Raw genomic sequence first — 22,717 nt, 5'->3', positions numbered from 1 at the left:
GCTTGCAGGTCTCGAGGCCGCCGGGTGTTCGCACCCGGCGGCCTTTTGTTTTGCCCGGCGTAAAAGTGCCTGTCAGGGAGGCTGTCGTTCTAATACTAAGGTCGTCTGGAACCGGCTCCAGAGCTGCATAGAGTGGACTACGTTCCAACTAAAATCTGTGCTGCGAGGATAAAAACAATGAACGACAGCATTTACCTCTCGATTCAAAACAGCTCGCGTTTCAAGGAGCTGGTCAGCAAGCGCGAACGATTCGCCTGGATACTGTCGGCGGTCATGCTCGGGCTCTATTCGGGCTTCATCCTGCTGATTGCCTACGGACCCCATGTACTGGGGGCAAAACTCAGTCCTGAATCATCCATCACCTGGGGCATTCCCATTGGTGTCGGGTTGATTGTCGCGGCCTTTGTCCTGACCGGCATCTACGTGCGACGCGCCAATGGCGAATTCGACGACCTGAACAATGCGATTCTCAAGGAGGCTCAGCAATGATCCGGCGTCTATTGGCCTTTTTTAGCGTCGCGGCCTTTGCTCCAAGTCTCTGGGCGGCCGACGCCCTGACCGGCGAAGTACATAAACAACCCCTCAATGTCTCGGCGATCATCATGTTTGTGCTGTTCGTCGGGGCCACCCTGTGCATCACCTACTGGGCCTCCAAGCGCAACAAGTCGGCGGCCGACTACTATGCTGCGGGTGGCAAGATCACCGGTTTCCAGAACGGCCTGGCGATTGCCGGTGACTACATGTCGGCGGCGTCCTTCCTGGGGATTTCCGCCCTGGTGTTCACCTCCGGCTACGACGGCCTGATCTATTCGATCGGCTTCCTGGTGGGCTGGCCGATCATTCTGTTCCTGATCGCCGAGCGCCTGCGCAACCTGGGCAAGTACACCTTTGCCGACGTGGCGTCCTATCGCCTCGGGCAAACCCAGATCCGCTCGCTGTCGGCCTGCGGCTCGCTGGTGGTGGTGGCGTTCTACCTGATCGCGCAAATGGTCGGTGCCGGCAAGCTGATCCAGCTGCTGTTCGGCCTCGATTACCATGTGGCGGTGATCCTGGTGGGTATCCTGATGGTGCTGTACGTGCTGTTCGGCGGCATGCTGGCGACCACCTGGGTACAGATCATCAAGGCGGTCCTGCTGCTGTCCGGCGCTTCGTTCATGGCGCTGATGGTCATGAAGCATGTCAACTTCGACTTCAACATGCTGTTCTCCGAAGCCACCAAGGTTCACCCCAAAGGTGAAGCGATCATGAGCCCGGGCGGCCTGGTGAAGGATCCGATCTCGGCGTTCTCCCTCGGCCTGGCGCTGATGTTCGGTACCGCGGGTCTGCCGCACATCCTGATGCGCTTCTTCACCGTGAGCGACGCCAAGGAAGCGCGCAAGAGCGTGCTGTATGCCACCGGCTTCATCGGCTACTTCTACATCCTGACCTTCATCATCGGTTTTGGCGCGATCCTCCTGGTCAGCACCAACCCGGCGTTCAAGGATGCGGCGGGCGCTCTGCTCGGCGGCAACAACATGGCGGCGGTGCACCTGGCCAATGCCGTAGGCGGCAGCGTGTTCCTCGGCTTCATCTCGGCGGTGGCCTTCGCCACTATCCTGGCGGTGGTGGCTGGCCTGACCCTGGCCGGTGCCTCGGCGGTCTCCCATGACCTGTATGCCAGCGTGATCAAGATGGGCAAGGCCAACGAGAAGGATGAAATCCGCGTCTCGAAGATCACCACCGTTTGCCTGGGTGTGCTGGCGATTGCCTTGGGCATCCTGTTCGAGAGCCAGAACATCGCGTTCATGGTCGGCCTGGCGTTCTCCATCGCGGCGAGCTGCAACTTCCCGGTACTGCTGCTTTCCATGTACTGGAAGAAACTCACCACCCGCGGTGCGATGATTGGCGGCTGGCTGGGCCTGGTCAGTGCCGTGGGCCTGATGATCCTCGGCCCGACCATCTGGGTGCAGATCATGGGGCATGAGAAAGCCATCTTCCCTTACGAGTACCCGGCGCTGTTCTCGATGATCATTGCCTTTATCGGGATCTGGTTCTTCTCCATCACCGACAAGTCCACTGCGGCTGACAATGAGCGGGCGCTGTTCTTCCCGCAATTCGTACGCTCGCAGACCGGCCTGGGCGCCAGCGGGGCGGTATCGCACTAAGGCCTTTGGGTATCGGCTTCTATATATAAGCTGAGTTGCAAACCAATGCCCCTGTCGAAAGACAGGGGCATTTTTATTGGTTCCAGGAATGGGTCGTCCCTTGTAGCCGCTGGCGCAGCCTGCGATCGAGCGCGCAGCGCTCGCAAGCTTTTCACAGTGAGAGTAGTGCGGACTTGGCGTTCTACATCCGCTGTGCGGCCGAACACAGGCTGCTACAAGGAAATGGCGGGGGAGGGGAGCATAAACAAATACGGCCTCTATAAAGAGGCCGTATCCGCTGCAGTCAAGACGTTAGCGCAAGGCAACAGGTCTTACTTGCGGTCTTCCAGCTTGGTGATGTCGCGCGACTCGTAGCCGGTGTACAGCTGGCGAGGGCGGCCGATCTTGTAAGGGCTGGAGAGCATTTCTTTCCAGTGCGAGATCCAGCCGACGGTACGCGCCAGGGCGAAGATCACGGTGAACATGCTGGTTGGAATGCCGATGGCCTTGAGGATGATCCCCGAGTAGAAGTCGACGTTCGGGTACAGCGAGCGTTCGATGAAGTACGGGTCGGTCAGGGCGATCTCTTCCAGGCGCATGGCCAGTTCGAGTTGTTTGTCGTGCTTGATGCCCAGTTCTTTCAGTACTTCGTCGCAGGTCTGCTTCATGACGGTGGCGCGTGGGTCGCGGTTCTTGTAGACACGGTGACCGAAGCCCATCAGCTTGAACGGATCGCTCTTGTCCTTGGCCTTGGCGATGAACTTGTCGATGTTCGAGACATCGCCAATTTCGTCGAGCATGGTCAGTACCGCTTCGTTGGCGCCGCCGTGAGCCGGGCCCCAGAGTGCGGCGATACCGGCAGCGATACAGGCGAACGGGTTGGCACCCGAGGAGCCTGCCAGGCGTACGGTGGAGGTCGATGCGTTCTGCTCGTGGTCGGCATGGAGGATGAAGATCCGGTCCATTGCCTTGGCCAGCACCGGGCTGATCGGTTTGATCTCGCACGGGGTGTTGAACATCATGTGCAGGAAGTTTTCCGCGTACGACAGGTCGTTGCGCGGGTACATCATGGGTTGGCCCATGGAGTACTTGTAAACCATCGCGGCCAGGGTCGGCATCTTGGCAACCAGGCGGATCGCGGAGATTTCGCGATGCTGCGGGTTATTGATGTCCAGGGAGTCGTGGTAGAAGGCCGAGAGGGCACCGACTACGCCACACATGACGGCCATCGGGTGGGCGTCGCGACGGAAGCCGTTGAAGAAAGTCTTCAGCTGCTCGTGAACCATGGTGTGGTTCTTCACGTTGCTGACGAACTGGGCCTTCTGTTCTGCGGTCGGCAGTTCGCCGTTGAGCAGCAGGTAGCAGGTTTCCAGGTAGTCCGACTTTTCAGCCAACTGTTCGATCGGGTAGCCGCGGTGCAACAGAATGCCGTTGTCGCCGTCGATATAGGTGATTTTCGACTCGCAGGAGGCGGTCGACATGAAACCCGGGTCAAAGGTGAAGCGGCCCGTGGCCGTCAAGCCCCGAACATCGATTACATCGGGACCAACGGTGCCGGTTAAAATGGGCAGCTCGACGGGGGCTGCGCCCTCGATGATCAACTGCGCTTTTTTGTCAGCCATGTGGCCTCCTATTTATGCTTGAAATCATCAGACAGACCCCCCACGCAGGGCCCGCACCACTATAGTGAGATAAATCCGAATGTCAATTTGCCTAAAGTCTTGCCCCAGAAGGCTTTAACCGTACTTTTTCCTCGAAATTCCCCGCCATTTACGCCTTTTATCCGCCTAACGCAATGAGCTATTAGGGGAAGGTGATTGCGTTGTCATTAGTAGCCTAACTGTCTATACTCGGCCACCGACCGCCATGGGCTTTCGGGCCCGGTTTGATGGGGGTCGTCACTCCCTGGGTGGTGGGTACCTGACCAGTGCACTCCCCAACAACTTTGCCCTGATTGTTAGGGGCTCTTCAGTGTGAAAAAAGCCGTGAATAGCCAACGACCTGTAAACCTAGACCTAAGGACCATCAAACTCCCAGTCACTGCTTACACGTCCATCCTTCACCGTATTTCCGGTGTCATCCTCTTTGTGAGCCTTGCCATCATGCTTTATGCATTGGACAAGTCGCTCAGCTCCGAGGAAGGCTTCGGCGAGGTGAAAGCGTGTCTGACCAGTCCGCTAGCCAAGCTAGTGATTTGGGGCATCCTGTCCGCCTTGCTGTATCACTTGGTTGCCGGTGTGCGCCATTTGATCATGGACATGGGCATCGGTGAGACGCTGGAAGGCGGCAAGCTGGGCTCTAAAATCGTTATCGCCGTATCCGTGGTGGTAATCGTTCTGGCAGGAGTTTGGATATGGTAACTAACGTCACGAACCTGTCGCGTTCGGGCCTCTATGACTGGATGGCACAACGTGTGTCTGCGGTCGTTCTCGCGGCTTATTTCATCTTCCTGATCGGATACCTCGTTGCGAACCCGGGCCTTGGCTACGAGCAATGGCACGCACTGTTCTCCAACAACTGGATGCGTATCTTCAGCCTGCTGGCCATGGTTGCTCTGGGCGCTCACGCCTGGGTCGGCATGTGGACCATTTCGACCGACTACCTGACGCCGATGGCGCTGGGCAAATCGGCGACTGCAGTACGTTTCCTTTTCCAGGCAGTATGCGGCGTTGCAATGTTCGCCTACTTCGTCTGGGGTGTGCAGATTCTCTGGGGTATCTGATTCATGGCTAACATTCCAACGATTTCTTTCGACGCCATCATCATTGGTGGCGGCGGCGCCGGCATGCGTGCCGCATTGCAGCTGGCCCAGGGCGGCCACAAGACTGCAGTGATCACCAAGGTGTTCCCGACCCGCTCGCACACTGTGTCGGCCCAGGGCGGCATCACCTGCGCCATCGCGTCGGCCGACCCGAACGATGACTGGCGCTGGCACATGTACGATACCGTCAAGGGTTCCGACTACATCGGTGACCAGGACGCTATCGAATACATGTGTCAGGAAGGCCCGGCTGCGGTTTTCGAACTGGACCACATGGGTCTGCCGTTCTCCCGCACCGAAACCGGTCGTATCTACCAGCGTCCTTTCGGCGGTCAGTCCAAGGATTACGGTAAAGGCGGCCAGGCTGCCCGTACGTGCGCAGCTTCCGACCGTACCGGTCACGCGCTGCTGCACACCCTTTATCAGGGCAACCTGAAAGCCGGCACCACCTTCCTGAACGAGTACTACGCCGTTGACCTGGTGAAGAACCAGGAAGGCGCGTTCGTCGGTGTGATCGCGATCTGCATCGAAACCGGCGAAACCACCTACATCCGCGCGAAAGCCACCGTATTGGCGACCGGCGGCGCGGGTCGTATCTACGCATCCACCACCAATGCCCTGATCAACACCGGTGACGGTGTCGGCATGGCGCTGCGTGCCGGCGTGCCGGTACAAGACATTGAAATGTGGCAGTTCCACCCGACCGGCATCGCCGGCGCCGGTGTATTGGTGACCGAGGGTTGCCGTGGTGAAGGTGGTTACCTGATCAACAAGCACGGCGAGCGTTTCATGGAGCGTTATGCTCCGAACGCCAAGGACCTTGCCGGTCGTGACGTTGTTGCCCGTTCGATGGTTAAAGAAATCATCGCCGGCAACGGTTGTGGTCCGAATGGTGACCACGTGATGCTCAAGCTCGACCACCTGGGCGAGGAAGTGCTGCACAGCCGTCTGCCAGGCATCTGCGAACTGTCCAAGACTTTCGCTCACGTTGACCCGGTGGTTGCTCCAGTACCAGTAGTTCCAACTTGCCACTATATGATGGGCGGCGTGCCGACCAACATTCATGGCCAGGCAATCACCCAGAACGCCGAAGGCGTGGATGAGATCATCCACGGTCTGTTCGCTGTGGGCGAAGTGGCTTGTGTATCGGTTCACGGTGCCAACCGCCTGGGTGGCAACTCGCTGCTCGACCTGGTGGTATTCGGCCGCGCTGCCGGCCTGCATCTGGAAAAAGCCTTGACCGACGGCATCGAATACGATGACGCGACCGACGCCAACATCGAGGCTGCACTGGCACGCCTGAACGCTCTCAACGAGCGTACTGATGGCGAAGATGTGGCTACCCTGCGTCGCGAGCTGCAAAACTGCATGCAGAACTACTTCGGTGTATTCCGTACCGGCGAGTACATGCAGAAGGGCATTGCCCAGCTGGCCGAGCTGCGTACCCGTATCGCCAACGTCAAGATCAACGACAAGTCGCAGGCGTTCAACACTGCCCGTATCGAAGCACTGGAACTGCAGAACCTGCTGGAAGTGGCCGAAGCCACCGCCATCGCTGCCGAGGTGCGCAAAGAGTCCCGCGGCGCCCATGCCCGTGAAGACTTCGAAGACCGCGACGACGAAAACTGGCTGTGCCACACCCTGTACTTCCCGGGTGAGAAGCGCGTTGCCAAGCGTGCCGTTAACTTCTCGCCGAAGACTGTTCCGACTTTTGAGCCAAAAGTCCGGACTTACTAAAGGGTGATCGATATGTTGCAAGTCGAAGTTTATCGTTACAACCCTGACACCGACTCCGCGCCGAAAACCCAGGTTTTCCAGGTCGACACCGGTGGCAAGGATCTGATGGTGCTGGACGTACTGGCGCTGATCAAAGAGCAGGACGAAGGTTTCTCCTATCGTCGCTCCTGCCGTGAAGGCGTTTGCGGTTCCGACGGCATGAACATCAACGGCAAGAACGGCCTGGCGTGCATCACGCCGCTGTCTGCCGTGGTAAAGAACAACAAGCTGGTTGTTCGTCCGCTGCCAGGTTTGCCGGTTATCCGTGACCTGGTCGTCGATATGAGCATCTTCTACAAGCAATACGAGAAGGTGAAGCCATTCCTGCAGAACGACACGCCGGCTCCGGCCATCGAACGTCTGCAGTCCCCTGAAGAGCGCGAAAAGCTCGATGGTCTGTACGAGTGCATCCTGTGCGCTTGCTGCTCGACTTCCTGCCCGTCCTTCTGGTGGAACCCGGACAAGTTCCTGGGTCCAGCTGCACTGCTGCAAGCCTATCGCTTCCTGGCAGACAGCCGTGACACCAAGACGTCCGAGCGTCTGGCTTCACTGGATGATCCGTTCAGCGTATTCCGCTGCCGCGGCATCATGAACTGCGTCAACGTTTGTCCGAAAGGCCTGAACCCGACTAAGGCCATCGGTCACATACGTAACATGCTGCTCTCGAGCGGCGTGTGATTCAGCTGCTGTAACCCAGCTGTTGTAAAGGCAGGACCGCTGTACCCGTAGAGGCTACGGCGCAGGCTTCAACCGGCGCCGTAGTTTTAAGCTGAGCAGCAGCTCACAAAGTTGCCGCTCGTATTTTGAAGAAATGAGACAAGCAGGGGCATCCGGGCTGGTACCCGGACTATCAGCGTGATCCTAAGTGGCTTGTTTTGGTCGCTGCACTCGGACTTTTGCAAGTTTGCTCGGTGTCTTCGCCGGTGGTGTTCCCCTAACCGAGGGTGACCAAGCATGCAAGAAAGCGTGATGCAGCGCATGTGGAACAGCGCCTACCTATCCGGTAGTAACGCTGCCTATGTGGAAGAGCTCTACGAGCTCTACCTGCACGACCCTAACGCTGTGCCAGAAGAGTGGCGCACTTACTTCCAGAAGTTGCCTACCGACGGCAGCACTGCCATCGATGTTTCGCACTCGACAATCCGCGATCATTTCGTGTTGCTGGCAAAGAACCAGCGCCGCGCCCAGCCGGTATCCGCCGGTAGCGTGAGCAGCGAGCACGAGAAGAAGCAAGTTGAAGTGCTGCGATTGATCCAGGCCTACCGTATGCGTGGCCACCAGGCAGCCCAGCTTGACCCGCTGGGGCTGTGGCAGCGTCCTGCACCTGCAGACCTGTCAATCAATCATTACGGCTTGACCAATGCCGATCTTGATACGACCTTCCGTGCCGGCGACCTGTTCATCGGCAAAGAGGAAGCGAGCCTACGCGAAATTCACGAAGCGTTGCAGCAGACATATTGCCGCACCATCGGCGCTGAATTTACGCACATCACCGATTCCGAGCAGCGCCAGTGGTTCCAGCAGCGTCTGGAAAGCGTGCGCGGCCGTCCGACCTACTCCACGGATATCAAGGGTCACCTGCTCGAGCGCGTCACCGCAGCTGAAGGCCTCGAAAAATACCTGGGCACCAAGTACCCGGGCACCAAGCGTTTCGGCCTGGAAGGCGGCGAAAGCCTGATCCCGATGCTCGACGAGCTGATCCAGCGTTCCGGTTCCTACGGCACCAAGGAAGTCGTGATCGGCATGGCCCACCGTGGTCGCCTCAACGTCCTGGTCAACACCTTCGGCAAGAACCCGCGCGAGCTGTTCGACGAGTTCGAAGGCAAGAAGAAGGTCGAGCTGGGCTCCGGTGACGTGAAATACCACCAGGGCTTCTCGTCCAACGTGATGACCACCGGCGGTGAAGTTCACCTGGCCATGGCCTTCAACCCGTCCCACCTGGAAATCGTTTCGCCAGTGGTCGAGGGTTCGGTGCGCGCCCGTCAGGATCGTCGCAACGACCAGACCGGTGACAAGGTTCTGCCAATCTCCATCCACGGTGACGCTGCATTCGCAGGTCAAGGCGTGGTGATGGAAACCTTCCAGATGTCGCAGACCCGCGGTTTCAAGACCGGCGGTACCGTGCACATCGTGATCAACAACCAGGTCGGTTTCACCATCAGCAACCCGCTGGACTCGCGTTCCACCGAGTACGCCACCGACGTCGCGAAAATGATCCAGGCGCCGATCCTCCATGTGAATGGTGATGATCCGGAAGCCGTACTGTTCGTGACCCAGCTGGCCATCGACTACCGCATGCAGTACAAGCGCGATGTGGTGATCGACCTGGTCTGCTACCGTCGTCGCGGCCACAACGAAGCGGACGAGCCAAGCGGCACCCAGCCTCTGATGTACCAGCAGATCGCCAAGCAGCGCACCACCCGTGAGCTGTATGCCGATCGTCTGGTCCAGGCCAATGTGCTCGACGCCGAGCGTGTTCAGGCGAAAGTCGACGAATACCGCAACGCGCTGGACAACGGCCTGCACGTCGTGAAGAGCCTGGTCAAAGAGCCGAACAAAGAGCTGTTCGTGGACTGGCGTCCATATCTGGGCCACGCCTGGACTGCGCGTCACGACACCACCTTCGATCTGAAGACCCTGCAGGAACTGTCCGCCAAGCTGCTGGAGCTGCCGGAAGGCTTCGTGGTTCAGCGCCAGGTCGCGAAGATCTACGAAGACCGTCAGAAGATGCAAGCCGGCGGCCTGCCGATCAACTGGGGTTATGCCGAAACCATGGCATACGCGACCCTGGCGTTCGAAGGTCACCCGATCCGCATGACCGGCCAAGATATTGGCCGCGGTACGTTCTCGCACCGTCACGCGGTTCTGCACAACCAGAAAGACGCCAGCACCTACATTCCGCTGCAGCACCTGTACGACGGCCAGCCACGTTTCGATCTGTACGATTCGTTCCTGTCCGAAGAAGCCGTACTGGCGTTCGAATACGGTTACTCGACCACCACGCCAAACGCGCTGGTGATCTGGGAAGCCCAGTTCGGCGACTTCGCCAACGGTGCCCAGGTGGTGATCGACCAGTTCATCACCAGTGGCGAGCACAAGTGGGGCCGTCTCTGCGGTCTGACCATGCTGCTGCCGCACGGTTATGAAGGTCAGGGTCCGGAGCACTCTTCGGCTCGTCTGGAGCGTTACCTGCAGTTGTGCGCCGAGCACAACATCCAGGTCTGCATGCCGACCACCCCGGCCCAGATCTACCACCTGCTGCGTCGTCAGGTGATTCGCCCGCTGCGCAAGCCGCTGGTGGTCCTGACTCCGAAATCGCTGCTGCGTCACAAACTGGCCATCTCGACCCTGGAAGATCTGGCGGAAGGTTCGTTCCAGACCGTTATTCCGGAAATCGATGCCCAGGATCCAAAAGGCGTGAATCGTCTGGTTCTGTGCAGCGGCAAGGTCTACTACGACCTGCTGGAAAAACGCCGTGCCGAAGGCCGCGACGACATCGCCATCGTGCGTATCGAGCAACTGTACCCATTCCCTGAGGACGACTTGAACGAAGTCCTGGCTCCGTACACCAACCTCAAACATGTCGTTTGGTGTCAGGAAGAGCCGATGAACCAGGGGGCCTGGTACTGCAGCCAGCACCACATGCGCCGCATCGTTGGTAATCACGACAAGTCGCTCGTACTCGAGTACGCGGGCCGTGTAGCCTCTGCTGCACCTGCATGCGGTTACGCATCGATGCACGCCGAGCAGCAGGAAAAACTGCTGCAAGATGCTTTCACTGTTTAACGCCTTCGCGCACCTGAAACCGAATTTAAGGAACCACAGATAATGGCTATCGAGATCAAAGCCCCCACTTTCCCGGAATCGGTTGCCGATGGCACCGTTGCCACCTGGCACAAAAAACCGGGCGACGCCGTCAAGCGCGACGAACTGATCGTCGACATCGAAACCGACAAGGTCGTGCTGGAAGTTCTGGCCACCGCTGACGGCGTGCTGGGCGCTATCGTCAAGAACGAAGGCGATACCGTTCTGTCCGACGAAGTACTGGGCTCCATCGCTGAAGGCGCTGCCGCTGCTCCAGCCGCTGCCGCACCAGCTGCCGCTCAGGCCGCAGCACCTGCCGCCGAAGGCGAAGACGATCCAATCGCTGCTCCAGCCGCGCGCAAGCTGGCTGAAGAGAACGGCATCAACATCGCCTCCGTTGCCGGTACCGGCAAAGGCGGTCGTGTGACCAAGGAAGACGTGGTTGCAGCCGTTGCTGCCAAGAAAGCCGCTCCGGCTGCCGCGCCTGCCAAGGCTGCTGCTCCAGCCGCCGCTGCTCCGGTATTCGCTGCCGGCGACCGCGTCGAGAAGCGCGTTCCAATGACCCGTCTGCGTGCCAAGGTTGCCGAGCGTCTGGTCGAAGCCCAGTCGAACATGGCGATGCTGACCACCTTCAACGAAGTCGACATGACCGAAGTCATGGCCCTGCGTTCGAAGTACAAGGATCTGTTCGAGAAGTCCCACAACGGCGTACGCCTGGGCTTCATGTCGTTCTTCGTCAAGGCTGCTACCGAAGCGCTGAAGCGTTTCCCGGCGGTCAACGCCTCGATCGACGGCTCCGACATCGTTTACCACGGCTACGCCGACATCGGTGTTGCCGTATCCAGCGACCGCGGTCTGGTGGTTCCGGTTCTGCGTAACGCCGAACTGATGAGCCTGGCTGAAATCGAAGGCGGCATCGCCACCTTCGGCAAGAAAGCCCGTGACGGCAAACTGTCGATGGAAGAAATGACCGGCGGTACTTTCACCATCACCAACGGTGGTACTTTCGGTTCGATGATGTCGACTCCGATCGTCAACCCGCCGCAAGCGGCGATCCTGGGCATGCACAACATTCTGCAGCGTCCTATGGCGATCAACGGTCAGGTGGTTATCCGTCCGATGATGTACCTGGCTCTGTCCTACGATCACCGTTTGATCGACGGCAAAGAAGCAGTGACCTTCCTGGTTACCATCAAGAACCTGCTGGAAGACCCGGCTCGTCTGCTGCTGGATATCTGATTTCGTAGCATGGGCCGATCAGCGATGATCGGCCTTTCGCCGAAACGAACAGCTTCGTCCCACGACGGCCTCCACAAGAGGCCGTCCGGTTTGATTCGAGAAGGAATGACACATGACTCAGAAATTCGACGTGGTAGTGATTGGCGCAGGCCCTGGCGGCTATGTAGCTGCCATTAAAGCTGCGCAACTCGGCCTCACGACTGCCTGCATCGAGAAATATACCGATAAGGAGGGCAAGCTGGCCCTCGGCGGTACTTGCCTGAACGTCGGCTGCATCCCTTCCAAGGCGCTGCTGGACAGCTCCTGGAAATTCCACGAAGCCCAAGACGGTTTCGCGATCCACGGTATCAGCCACGCTGGCGTGTCCATGGACGTGCCTGCGATGGTCGGCCGCAAAGCCAACATCGTGAAAAACCTGACCAGCGGTGTTGCCACCCTGTTCAAGGCCAACGGCGTGACCTCCATCCAGGGCCACGGCAAACTGCTGGCCGGCAAGAAAGTCGAAGTCACCAAGCCAGACGGCTCGGTGGAAGTGATCGAAGCCGAGAACGTCATCCTGGCGCCAGGCTCCCGTCCAATCGACATTCCACCGGCTCCGGTCGATCAGAAAGTGATCGTCGACTCCACCGGCGCCCTGGAATTCCAATCCGTACCAAAACGCCTGGGCGTGATCGGCGCTGGCGTGATCGGTCTGGAACTGGGTTCGGTATGGTCCCGTCTGGGCGCTGAAGTGACTGTCCTGGAAGCCCTGGACACCTTCCTGATGGCTGCCGACACCGCCGTCTCCAAGGAAGCGCTGAAAACCCTGACCAAACAGGGTCTGGACATCAAGCTGGGCGCTCGCGTCACCGGCTCCAAGGTCAACGGCGAAGAAGTGGTCGTGACCTACACCGATGCCAACGGCGAACAGAACATCACTTTCGACAAGCTGATCGTAGCCGTTGGTCGCCGTCCGGTGACCACTGATCTGCTGGCTGCCGATTGCGGCGTGACCCTCGACGAGCGCGGTTTCGTGCACGTTGACGATCACTGCGCCACCACCGTACCGGGCGTTTACGCGATCGGCGACGTGGTTCGCGGCATGATGCTGGCTCACAAGGCCTCGGAAGAGGGCATCATGGTCGTCGAGCGCATCAAGGGCCACAAGGCTCAGATGAACTATGACCTGATCCCTTCGGTTATTTATACTCACCCGGAAATCGCGTGGGTTGGCAAGACCGAGCAGGCCTTGAAAGCTGAAGGCGTTGAAGTTAACGTCGGCACCTTCCCGTTCGCAGCCAGCGGCCGTGCCATGGCAGCCAACGACACCGGTGGTTTCGTAAAAGTCATCGCTGATGCCAAGACTGACCGCGTACTGGGCGTCCACGTGATCGGCCCAAGCGCGGCGGAGCTGGTTCAGCAAGGTGCGATCGGCATGGAATTCGGCACCAGCGCCGAAGACCTGGGCATGATGGTTTTCTCCCATCCGACCCTGTCCGAAGCGCTGCACGAAGCAGCACTGGCAGTGAATGGCGGCGCCATCCACATCGCCAACCGCAAAAAGCGTTAAGACAATAAGAAACCACGGCGGATTGCCCGTCGTGAGCCTTGCGAGCAAGACTCACCGCGGAACGTCCGCTGGACTCGACCTCACGGGAATCTTCAGGCGTCGTGCCGCAGCCCAGGTTGCGGAGGCGGGGCAGGGGAGTCCGGTGGGGAGCGGTCACAGGTGGCGCGGCACTCATCAAGAGCGCAGCGCCGAATGCGCAGTACCTAACGAAGACGGTAAAAAGCATGAATCTTCACGAGTATCAGGGTAAGCAGCTGTTCGCTGAATACGGCCTGCCAGTATCCAAAGGCTACGCGGTAGACACCCCGGAAGAAGCAGCAGAAGCTTGCGACAAGATCGGCGGCTCCGAGTGGGTTGTCAAAGCCCAGGTTCACGCCGGTGGTCGCGGTAAAGCGGGCGGCGTAAAGCTGGTTCGCAGCAAAGAAGACGCTAAAGCATTCGCTCAACAGTGGTTGGGCAAGCGTCTGGTGACTTACCAGACTGACGCCAATGGTCAGCCAGTCACCAAGATCCTGGTTGAATCGTGCACTGATATCGCTAAAGAGCTGTACCTGGGCGCTGTCGTCGACCGTTCGAGCCGTCGCATCGTGTTCATGGCTTCCACCGAAGGTGGCGTGGACATCGAGAAAATCGCTCACGACACTCCAGAAAAAATTCTCAAAGCCACTATCGATCCACTGGTTGGCGCTCAGCCATTCCAGGGTCGCGAGCTGGCTTTCCAGCTGGGCCTGGAAGGCAAGCAAGTTGCCCAGTTCGCCAAGATCTTCGTAGGCCTGGCCAAACTGTTCCAGGACCACGATCTGGCTCTGCTGGAAGTGAACCCGCTGGTGATCAAGGCTGATGGCGATCTGCACTGCCTGGACGCGAAGATCAACATCGACGCCAACGCTATGTACCGTCAGCCTAAGCTGAAGACTTTCCACGATCCGTCGCAGGACGATCCGCGCGAAGCGCACGCTGCCAAGTTCGAACTGAACTACGTGGCCCTGGAAGGCAACATCGGCTGCATGGTCAACGGTGCCGGCCTGGCCATGGGTACCATGGACATCGTCAACCTGCACGGCGGCAAGCCAGCCAACTTCCTCGACGTAGGTGGTGGCGCTACCAAAGAGCGCGTGACCGAAGCCTTCAAGATCATCCTGTCCGACACCAACGTCGCTGCAGTACTGGTCAACATCTTCGGCGGCATCGTTCGTTGCGACATGATTGCCGAAGGCATCATCGGTGCAGTGAAAGAAGTCGGCGTGAAAATCCCGGTTGTTGTTCGCCTTGAAGGCAACAACGCTGAACTGGGCGCTAAAGTACTGGCAGAAAGCGGCTTGAACATCATCGCTGCTACCAGCCTGACCGACGCTGCTCAACAAGTTGTCAAAGCTGCGGAGGGCAAATAATGAGCGTCCTGATCAATAAAGACACCAAAGTTATCTGCCAGGGTATTACCGGTTCGCAAGGTAGTTTCCACACCCAGCAAGCCATCGAATACGGCACCAAGATGGTTGGCGGCGTAACTCCGGGCAAAGGCGGCACCGAGCACCTGGGCCTGCCTGTCTTCAACACCGTGAAAGACGCTGTAGCTGCCACTGGCGCCACCGCCAGCGTGATCTACGTTCCAGCTCCTTTCTGCAAGGACTCCATCCTGGAAGCGGCTTTCGGCGGCATCAAGCTGATCGTCTGCATCACCGAAGGCATTCCTACCCTGGATATGCTGGATGCCAAGGTCAAGTGCGACGAGCTGGGTGTTACCCTGATCGGCCCTAACTGCCCGGGCGTGATCACTCCAGGCGAATGCAAGATCGGCATCATGCCAGGTCACATTCACTTGCCAGGCAAGGTCGGTATCGTTTCCCGTTCCGGTACCCTGACTTACGAAGCCGTCAAGCAGACCACTGACGCCGGTTTCGGTCAGTCCACCTGCGTCGGCATCGGTGGTGACCCGATCCCGGGCTCCAACTTCATCGACATCCTGAAGCTGTTCCAGGAAGACCCGAAGACCGAAGCGATCGTGATGATCGGTGAGATCGGCGGTTCGGCTGAAGAAGAAGCGGCTGCCTACATCAAGGCTAACGTGACCAAGCCGGTTGTTTCCTACATCGCTGGTGTGACTGCTCCTCCGGGCAAGCGCATGGGCCATGCTGGCGCAATCATCTCTGGCGGCAAAGGCACTGCAGACGAGAAATTCGCTGCTCTGCAAGACGCAGGCGTGAAAACCGTGCGTTCGCTGGCAGACATCGGCAAGGCCCTGGCCGAGCTGACTGGCTGGGCTGTCAAGTAAGCCTCGCGCTTAGCTTGCAACTCTGCTGACAAAGGCCACCTTCGGGTGGCCTTTGTTCGTTAAGAGCAGTTGCAAGCCTCAAGCGGCAAGCTGCAAGAGAAGCTTGTTGCTTGAAACTTGTATCTTGCAGCTGCTTTTAATACGTAAACGCGACACGCAAATGTCGCTTATCGGACAGTTCGCCCTCTAACAGTGCGTTTGTCTTACAAATTCGGTAGGCTAGCCGCCTCTTTTGCGTCTGCGTCCCACAAGGAAGCTGCGCGCTAAACGGGTCAGTCCTATACGGACCGACAGCATTTCCCTCACCCATAAGGGAAATCCCTCTCTAAATTCCGATTCAGTAGTGTGGTATTTCCTTAATGAAAGTGTTGAAAGGCCAGGACATTCTGGCACTGGGTTTTATGACCTTTGCCCTGTTCGTCGGGGCCGGCAATATCATCTTCCCGCCTATCGTCGGCTTGCAGTCCGGACCTAACGTCTGGATCGCGGCGCTGGGCTTTCTGATCACCGCCGTGGGCCTTCCGGTGGTGACCGTCGTTGCGCTGGCCAAGGTCGGCGGGGCGATGGACGCGCTGAGCAGCCCGATCGGCAAAATCGCCGGTGGCCTGCTGGCGGCGGTCTGCTACCTGGCGGTCGGCCCGTTGTTCGCGACGCCGCGTACCGCGACCGTATCCTTCGAAGTCGGCCTGGCACCGCTGACCGGCGAAAGCCCGCTGGCGCTGTTCCTCTATAGCTCGGCGTATTTCCTGCTGGTGTTTTTCATCTCCCTCTACCCGGGACGCCTGCTGGACACCGTTGGGCGTTTCCTCGCGCCGCTGAAGATCATCGCCCTGGCCGTACTGGGCATCGCCGCGTTCGCCTTGCCGGCCGGTGATATCGGTGTGGCGACTCCCGAATACGTCGCGGCGCCGTTTTCCCAAGGCTTCATCAATGGTTACCTGACCATGGATACCCTGGGCGCACTGGTGTTCGGCATCGTCATCGTCAACGCCATCCGCTCCCGCGGTGTCGAGTCGCCACGCCTGATCACTCGTTACGCGATCATCGCCGGGCTGATTGCCGGCGTCGGCTTGGCGCTGGTGTATGTCAGCCTGTTCCGCCTGGGCTCGGGCAGCCACGAAGTCGCGGTCGGCGCCACCAATGGCGCGGCGGTGCTGCACGCTTATGTGCAACACACTTTTGGCTCCCTGGGCAGCGGCTTCCTGGCCGTGCTGATTTCCCTGGCCTGCCTGGTGACTGCGGTCGGCCTGACCTGTGCCTGCGCCGAGTATTTCAGCCGCGTACTGCCGCTGTCGTACAAGACTCTGGTGATCATCCTGGCGGCGTTCTCGCTGCTGGTGTCCAACCTGGGCCTGACCAAGCTGATCGCTTTCTCCATCCCGGTGCTGACCGCTATCTACCCGCCATGCATCGCCCTGGTGGCCCTGAGCTTCTGCAAGGACTTCTGGCATGAGCAAGGCCGCATCGTCGGTCCGGTGATGCTGGTGTCCTTCCTGTTCGGCCTGATCGACGCCCTCAAGGGCGCCGGCCTGGCGGACTGGATGCCCACCCAGTTGATGCACCTGCCGCTGAGCGAGCAGGGCCTGGCGTGGCTGGTGCCTTCGGTCATGACCCTGGTAGTCGCTGTAGTCTGCGACCGCCTGCTGGGCAAGCGCAGCGAAGCCCTGGCCTAAACCGCTATCTGCCCGATGCCCGTCACGAGCGGGCACCGAGTAACCATAAAAAAATGCCCCGTATCCAGCGATGCGGGGCATTTTTTATGGGCGAGGGATGGTGTCTTTTTTCCTCGATCAACGTCGAAGCAGTGCCAGTTGTATCCGCACTCTGCCAACGCCTATCCGGGAACCTGCATGTCGTTCGTCGAAGCCAACCTGATCCATCTCATCGCCGCCCTCTGGTTTGTCATCTGCTGGGGTGGCTATACCCGCTACGCCACGTGGAAGGGCCGCGACACCGCGTGCCTGGCCAGCGTGCTGCACCTGTACCGGGAAGACTGGATGCGCCGCATGCTGCTGCGCGACAACCGCATCGCCGACGCCAGCGTGATCGGCAACCTGGAGCGCAATGCCTCGTTCTTCGCTTCCAGCACCCTGATTATCCTCGCCGGTATCCTTACCGTGCTCGGTGCTTCCGAGCGTGCGGTGTCGCTGCTGGCCGACATTCCCATGGTGCAGCAGGCCTCCCAGGGCATGTCGGAGATCAAGCTGCTGTGCCTGGCCCTGGTGTTCGTCTACGCCTTCTTCACCTTCAGCTGGTGCATGCGCCAGTACAACTTCGCCGCCATCCTCGTCGGCTCGGCGCCAATGATCGGTGAGCGACATGTTTCCGAACAGGAGCGAAAAGCCTTTGCCCTGCGGGCTGCGCGGGTGATTTCCATGGCCGCCAACCAGTTCAACTTCGGCCTGCGTTCCTATTACTTCGGCATGAGCATGCTGGCCTGGTTCGTCAGCCCCTGGCTGTTCATGCTGATGAGCGCGGGCGTGGTGCTGGTGCTGTACCGCCGGGAGTTTCATTCCGACGTGTTGGACGTGATGGTCTATACCCCTACAGAGGCGCCGTTGCCCGAGGTGAACAAGGAGATTGCCTGATGAGTATCGCGTTCTGGTGTGTGTTTATCAGCGCACTGCTGATTTACGTGGCACGGATGCCGGTGGCCAGGGCCATGAAAGAGCAGGGCGGTTACGACAATCACCTGCCACGCCAACAACAGGCGCAACTTACGGGATTCGGTGCCCGGGCGCTGGCGGCGCACCAGAACAGCTTCGAAGCCTTCATGTTATTCGCGGTCGGGGTGCTGATGGCCCATACCACCCAGACTCAGGGTTGGTTGATCGATGGGCTGGCGATTGTCTTCGTCATTACGCGGGTTATCTATCTGCTGTGCTATTGGGCGGATCTTGCCTGGCAGCGCAGTCTGGTCTGGTTTATCGGTCTGCTCTGTTCAATGTTGCTGATGCTTAGTCCGATTTTTCGCCGCCTGTTGGCTTAGAGGTTATTCCAGACAAAGTAAAGCCCGCACTAGGCGGGCTTTCTTTTTGCTGCACTAAAACCGGATTAGTTGGTTTTAGGAGCGGCTTCCTTGGCAGCTTCTTCAACAGCTGCTTTGCTCGATTCAACCTGATCTTTGGCTGCATCGACGGTTTCTTTTGCGGCTTCGTTCACTTTATCCTGAGCTTCGTTCAGTTTCTGTTGAGCTTGCTCAGCATGTTGGTTGGCATCTTGAGCTTTGTCCTCGGATTTTTTATCGCAGGCAGCGAGACCGAGGGAAGCGGTCAGCATCAGGGCAATAGCTAAAGTCTTACGCATGGGGTGTTTCTCCTTATTGAAGATATCTTCTGGCCTTTCGAGCATGGCTCTACAGGTTAAGTTCCTTGAAAGCTAAAGATATATAAAGTGCCAGCAATATGGAACTTTTACCGGCCTCGTTAACTGAGCGGTTTTGACATCAACTAGAGAATTGCCTTATGGAGCAAAACCCTGTTTTTGAGCGTGCGACGCGGTTTTTGTCGGCGCTGCGCCATTGCCAGGTATTGGCCATGAGCGTGCACAGCGCTTCAAAAGACGGCATCACCCTGACGCTGCCTTACAGCCCGCAGATAGTCGGCAACCCACAGACCGGAGTGATCCATGGTGGCGCGCTGACCTCATTGATGGACACCGCTTGCGGCATGGCCACCTTGTGCGTCCTGCCGGAGTTCGAAGTCTGCCCGACCCTGGACCTGCGCATCGATTACATGCATCCGGCGGAACCGGGCAAAAGCGTGTACGGCTTTGCCCAGTGCTATCGGGTGACCAGCGATGTGATTTTCACCCGCGGTTTTGCCTATCAGGACGATCCCGAGCACCCCGTTGCCCATGTGGTGGGCACCTTCATGCGCATGGGCAAGGGCATCAAGGGCAGCAAAGGTTTTGCCGGCGCCATCAAGGGTGAGCAGCCATGAGCGACGATTTCCAGGAACAAGTGCAGCGTGCCCACCAGCAGGGCGATTACGCCGCACTGCTGCAGATGATTCCCTACGCCAGGCTGATCGGCATCGAGTGTTCGCGACAGGGTGATGAGTTGCTGTTTCGCCTGCCTGCCAACCGCGACAACATCGGCAACCCGTTGCTGCCGGCCCTGCACGGTGGGGTGATCGCCGGTTTCATGGAGCTGGCCGCGGCCCTGCATCTGTTGATTGGCACCGGTTCGCCCGGAGTGCCGAAGATCATCGACTTCTCCCTCGATTACCTGCGGGCCGGGCAGTTTCGCGATACCTATGCCAGGTGCCAGGTCTGCCGCCAGGGCCGGCGGGTGGCGAACGTGGCCATCACCGCCTGGCAGAGCAGCGCGGAGGAGCCGATTGCCACCGCCCGAGCACATTTCAAGCTCGAAGAAAGTCCAGGCCCTTGAAATCTCAGGTCTAGCCCCCAACTCTGTGGACATCCCGCCGTAAGCCCTCCGGGCGCGGCTTATGCCATCTGATTGGAGTTTGATGACCATGAGTGTGGAAACTCAAAAGGAAACCCTGGGCTTCCAGACCGAGGTAAAGCAACTGCTGCACCTCATGATCCATTCGCTGTATTCCAACAAGGAAATCTTCCTTCGCGAACTGATCTCGAACGCCTCTGACGCTGTCGACAAATTGCGCTTCGAAGCCCTGTCCAAGCCTGAGTTGCTGGAAGGTGGCGCGGAGCTGAAAATCCGTGTGAGCTTCGACAAGGACGCCAAGACCGTCACCCTCGAAGACAACGGCATCGGCATGAGCCGGGAAGATGTGATCACCCACCTGGGGACCATCGCCAAGTCCGGCACCGCCGACTTCATGAAAAACCTCACGGGCGACCAGAAGAAGGATTCGCACCTGATCGGCCAGTTCGGCGTGGGCTTCTATTCCGCCTTCATCGTCGCCGACAAGGTCGATGTCTTCAGCCGTCGTGCCGGCCTCGCTGCCAGCGAGGGCGTGCACTGGTCCTCCAAGGGCGAAGGCGAGTTCGAAGTCGCGACCATCGACAAGGCCGACCGCGGCACCCGTATCGTCCTGCACCTGAAGTCCGGCGACGACGAGTTCGCCGATGGCTGGCGCCTGCGCAACATCATCAAGAAGTACTCCGACCATATCGCCCTGCCGATCGAGCTGCCGAAAGAGGCTGCTGCCGCCGAGGGTGAAGAGAAACCTGCGCAGGAATGGGAAACCGTCAACCGCGCCAGTGCCCTGTGGACCCGTCCGCGTACCGAGATCAAGGACGAGGAATACCAGGAGTTCTACAAGCACATCGCCCATGACTTCGAGAACCCGCTGAGCTGGAGCCACAACAAGGTCGAAGGCAAGCTGGAATACAGCTCGCTGCTGTACGTGCCGGCCCGTGCGCCATTCGACCTGTACCAGCGTGAAGCGCCGAAAGGCCTGAAGTTGTACGTGCAGCGCGTGTTCGTGATGGATCAGGCAGAGTCCTTCCTGCCGCTGTACCTGCGCTTCATCAAGGGTGTGGTCGACTCCAACGACCTGTCGCTGAACGTGTCGCGGGAAATCCTGCAGAAAGACCCGATCATCGACTCCATGAAGTCGGCGCTGACCAAGCGCGTGCTGGACATGCTGGAAAAACTGGCGAAGAACGAGCCTGAGCAATACAAGGGCTTCTGGAAAAACTTCGGCCAGGTGATGAAAGAAGGCCCGGCCGAAGACTTCGCCAACAAGGAAAAGATCGCCGGCCTGCTGCGCTTCGCCTCCACCCAGGGCGACGACGGCGAGCAGAATGTTTCCCTGGCCGACTACCTGGCTCGCGCCAAGGAAGGTCAGGACAAGATCTACTACCTCACCGGCGAAACCTACGCGCAGGTCAAGAACAGCCCGCACCTGGAAGTCTTCCGCAAGAAAGGCATCGAAGTGCTGCTGCTGACCGACCGCATCGACGAGTGGCTGATGAGCTACCTGAGCGACTTCGACGGCAAGAGCTTTGTCGACGTGGCGCGTGGTGACCTGGACCTGGGCAACCTGGACTCGGAAGAGGACAAGAAGGCCGCGGAAGAAGTCGCCAAGAGCAAGGAAGGCCTGGTGGAGCGGATCAAGACCGCCCTGGGCGATACCGTCAGCGAAGTGCGGGTTTCCCACCGCCTGACCGACTCCCCGGCGATCCTGGCGATCGGCGAGCAGGACCTGGGCCTGCAGATGCGCCAGATCCTTGAGGCCAGCGGGCAGAAGGTGCCGGATTCCAAGCCGATCTTCGAATTCAACCCGGCTCACCCGTTGATCGAGAAACTCGACGGCGAGCAGAGCGACGAGCGCTTCGGCGACCTGTCGCACATCCTCTTCGATCAGGCGGCCCTGGCGGCCGGCGACAGCTTGAAAGACCCTGCCGCCTATGTGCGTCGTCTGAACAAGCTGCTGGTTGAACTGTCGGTTTAACTGCGTTGCATAAAAACCCGCTTCGGCGGGTTTTTTCATTCCGGTGTTTTTGAATCAGGAGTCTGAAATGAGCCAAGTCACTGTTCGTTCCCTGGTCTACCAGATTGATGGTCAATCCTATGAAAGCCGCCTGGCGTTCGATGCCAGCCAGCAGGGTCCGCGTCCGGGGCTGTTGATGGCGCCGAACTGGATGGGGGTCAGCGCCGGTGCCGAGAAGATCGCCGAGGCGGTGGCCGCCAAGGGGTATGTGGTGCTGATCGCCGACTTGTACGGGCAACAGGTCCGTCCGAGCAACGGCGACGAGGCGGGCGCCGCCATGATGCCGCTGAAGGATGACCGGGCCCTGCTGCGCAAGCGCATGCAGGCGGCCTTCGAGGCGCTGCAAAGCCAGCAGGAAGCCGCGGTGGACAAGGCCAGGCTGGCCACCTTCGGTTTCTGCTTCGGTGGTTGCTGCTCCCTGGAGCTGGCCCGCAGCGGTGCGCCGCTGAAAGCCGCGGTGTCCTTCCACGGCACCCTGGATACGCCGAACCCGGCCGACGCGCGGAACATCAAGGGCTCGGTACTGGTGCTGCATGGCGCCTCCGACCCGCTGGTGCCGAAAGAGCAGTTGCCGGCCTTCGAAGAAGAAATGAATGCCGCAGGCGTGGATTGGCAGTTGCTGAGCTACGGCGGCGCGGTGCATTCCTTCACCGATCCGCACGCCAATGTGCCGGGCATGATGATGTACGACGCCAGGACCGCGGGCCGTGCCTTCACCTCGATGCACAACCTGCTGGATGAAGTGTTCAAGGGCTGAGCCCCGGGAACGAC

General features: G+C 59.2%; 20 protein-coding genes. 18 read left to right on the top strand and 2 right to left on the bottom strand.

Annotated features, from left to right (window positions below):
* Nucleotides 1–177: 177 nt before the first annotated feature.
* Both NRG23_RS10610 and NRG23_RS10605 read left to right on the top strand, forming a co-directional pair.
* Nucleotides 178–489 (top strand): DUF485 domain-containing protein, encoded by a 312-nt coding sequence (locus NRG23_RS10610; RefSeq protein WP_007931481.1) that lies wholly within the window; start codon nucleotides 178–180, stop codon nucleotides 487–489.
* Nucleotides 486–2,144, top strand: coding sequence for a cation acetate symporter (locus NRG23_RS10605; protein WP_257374609.1), 1,659 nt, complete (start codon nucleotides 486–488; stop codon nucleotides 2,142–2,144). Before NRG23_RS10610 ends, NRG23_RS10605 begins: the two co-directional genes overlap by 4 nt.
* Before the next feature lie 311 nt (nucleotides 2,145–2,455).
* On the opposite strand, the gene gltA is transcribed toward NRG23_RS10605, so the two are convergent.
* Nucleotides 2,456–3,745, bottom strand: a complete 1,290-nt coding sequence (gene gltA, locus NRG23_RS10600; protein ID WP_009047765.1) for a citrate synthase — start codon at nucleotides 3,743–3,745, stop codon at nucleotides 2,456–2,458.
* Nucleotides 3,746–4,096: 351 nt separating this feature from the next.
* On the opposite strand from gltA, the gene sdhC reads away from it, so the two are divergent.
* From sdhC to NRG23_RS10540, 12 genes are all read left to right on the top strand, one after another.
* Nucleotides 4,097–4,483, top strand: coding sequence for a succinate dehydrogenase, cytochrome b556 subunit (gene sdhC, locus NRG23_RS10595; protein WP_169915034.1), 387 nt, complete (start codon nucleotides 4,097–4,099; stop codon nucleotides 4,481–4,483).
* Complete coding sequence (sdhD, locus tag NRG23_RS10590; RefSeq protein WP_007931497.1) at nucleotides 4,477–4,845, top strand: succinate dehydrogenase, hydrophobic membrane anchor protein; 369 nt, start codon at nucleotides 4,477–4,479, stop codon at nucleotides 4,843–4,845. Before sdhC ends, sdhD begins: the two co-directional genes overlap by 7 nt.
* 3 nt (nucleotides 4,846–4,848) lie before the next feature.
* Entirely contained in the window at nucleotides 4,849–6,621 is a 1,773-nt protein-coding gene (gene sdhA / locus NRG23_RS10585; protein WP_016702210.1) for a succinate dehydrogenase flavoprotein subunit, read from the top strand.
* A gap of 12 nt (nucleotides 6,622–6,633) precedes the next feature.
* Nucleotides 6,634–7,338 carry a succinate dehydrogenase iron-sulfur subunit gene (locus NRG23_RS10580; protein ID WP_007931501.1) on the top strand — a complete coding sequence of 235 codons (705 nt, stop codon included), beginning with the start codon at nucleotides 6,634–6,636 and terminating at the stop codon, nucleotides 7,336–7,338.
* Between the two features lie 276 nt (nucleotides 7,339–7,614).
* Nucleotides 7,615–10,446, top strand: a complete 2,832-nt coding sequence (locus NRG23_RS10575; protein WP_257374608.1) for a 2-oxoglutarate dehydrogenase E1 component — start codon at nucleotides 7,615–7,617, stop codon at nucleotides 10,444–10,446.
* Between the two features lie 42 nt (nucleotides 10,447–10,488).
* Nucleotides 10,489–11,703 carry a 2-oxoglutarate dehydrogenase complex dihydrolipoyllysine-residue succinyltransferase gene (gene odhB / locus NRG23_RS10570; protein WP_257374607.1) on the top strand — a complete coding sequence of 405 codons (1,215 nt, stop codon included), beginning with the start codon at nucleotides 10,489–10,491 and terminating at the stop codon, nucleotides 11,701–11,703.
* 112 nt (nucleotides 11,704–11,815) lie between these two features.
* Nucleotides 11,816–13,252, top strand: a complete 1,437-nt coding sequence (gene lpdA / locus NRG23_RS10565; RefSeq protein ID WP_007931507.1) for a dihydrolipoyl dehydrogenase — start codon at nucleotides 11,816–11,818, stop codon at nucleotides 13,250–13,252.
* A gap of 224 nt (nucleotides 13,253–13,476) precedes the next feature.
* Complete coding sequence (gene sucC / locus NRG23_RS10560; protein WP_009047768.1) at nucleotides 13,477–14,643, top strand: ADP-forming succinate--CoA ligase subunit beta; 1,167 nt, start codon at nucleotides 13,477–13,479, stop codon at nucleotides 14,641–14,643.
* Nucleotides 14,643–15,524 (top strand): succinate--CoA ligase subunit alpha, encoded by an 882-nt coding sequence (gene sucD, locus NRG23_RS10555; protein WP_007931513.1) that lies wholly within the window; start codon nucleotides 14,643–14,645, stop codon nucleotides 15,522–15,524. Before sucC ends, sucD begins: the two co-directional genes overlap by 1 nt.
* Before the next feature lie 359 nt (nucleotides 15,525–15,883).
* Nucleotides 15,884–17,197 (top strand): branched-chain amino acid transport system II carrier protein, encoded by a 1,314-nt coding sequence (gene brnQ / locus NRG23_RS10550; RefSeq protein WP_009047769.1) that lies wholly within the window; start codon nucleotides 15,884–15,886, stop codon nucleotides 17,195–17,197.
* 177 nt (nucleotides 17,198–17,374) lie between these two features.
* A complete protein-coding gene (locus tag NRG23_RS10545; RefSeq protein ID WP_053278013.1) occupies nucleotides 17,375–18,112 on the top strand; it encodes a DUF599 domain-containing protein in 738 nt (245 codons plus the stop codon).
* Nucleotides 18,112–18,513: an MAPEG family protein gene (locus tag NRG23_RS10540; protein WP_009047771.1), complete on the top strand. Its 402-nt coding sequence runs from the start codon at nucleotides 18,112–18,114 to the stop codon at nucleotides 18,511–18,513. The genes NRG23_RS10545 and NRG23_RS10540 overlap by 1 nt, the downstream gene beginning before the upstream one ends.
* A gap of 65 nt (nucleotides 18,514–18,578) precedes the next feature.
* Here the strand turns inward: NRG23_RS10540 and NRG23_RS10535 are convergent, their stop codons facing one another.
* A complete protein-coding gene (locus NRG23_RS10535; RefSeq protein ID WP_009047772.1) occupies nucleotides 18,579–18,830 on the bottom strand; it encodes a hypothetical protein in 252 nt (83 codons plus the stop codon).
* A gap of 158 nt (nucleotides 18,831–18,988) precedes the next feature.
* Here NRG23_RS10535 and NRG23_RS10530 point away from each other — a divergent pair, with 158 nt between their 5' ends.
* The 4 genes from NRG23_RS10530 to NRG23_RS10515 all read left to right on the top strand — a co-directional run bounded on the left by NRG23_RS10530 (nucleotide 18,989) and on the right by NRG23_RS10515 (nucleotide 22,703).
* The gene (locus NRG23_RS10530) at nucleotides 18,989–19,465 is read left to right on the top strand and encodes a PaaI family thioesterase (RefSeq protein WP_028681909.1); all 477 of its coding nucleotides are present in this window, start codon (nucleotides 18,989–18,991) and stop codon (nucleotides 19,463–19,465) included.
* A complete protein-coding gene (locus NRG23_RS10525; RefSeq protein ID WP_038631061.1) occupies nucleotides 19,462–19,914 on the top strand; it encodes a PaaI family thioesterase in 453 nt (150 codons plus the stop codon). The genes NRG23_RS10530 and NRG23_RS10525 overlap by 4 nt, the downstream gene beginning before the upstream one ends.
* Before the next feature lie 88 nt (nucleotides 19,915–20,002).
* Complete coding sequence (gene htpG / locus NRG23_RS10520) at nucleotides 20,003–21,907, top strand: molecular chaperone HtpG (protein WP_029526163.1); 1,905 nt, start codon at nucleotides 20,003–20,005, stop codon at nucleotides 21,905–21,907.
* Nucleotides 21,908–21,974: 67 nt separating this feature from the next.
* Nucleotides 21,975–22,703, top strand: a complete 729-nt coding sequence (locus tag NRG23_RS10515) for a dienelactone hydrolase family protein (protein WP_038631063.1) — start codon at nucleotides 21,975–21,977, stop codon at nucleotides 22,701–22,703.
* The last annotated feature ends 14 nt before the right edge of the window (nucleotides 22,704–22,717 follow it).

This window comes from Pseudomonas sp. T8, assembly GCF_024610635.1.
Lineage (GTDB): Bacteria > Pseudomonadota > Gammaproteobacteria > Pseudomonadales > Pseudomonadaceae > Aquipseudomonas > Aquipseudomonas chlororaphis_I.
The sequence above is the reverse complement of the archived record's forward strand: the minus strand, read 5'-3'. Positions and strand labels throughout refer to the sequence as shown.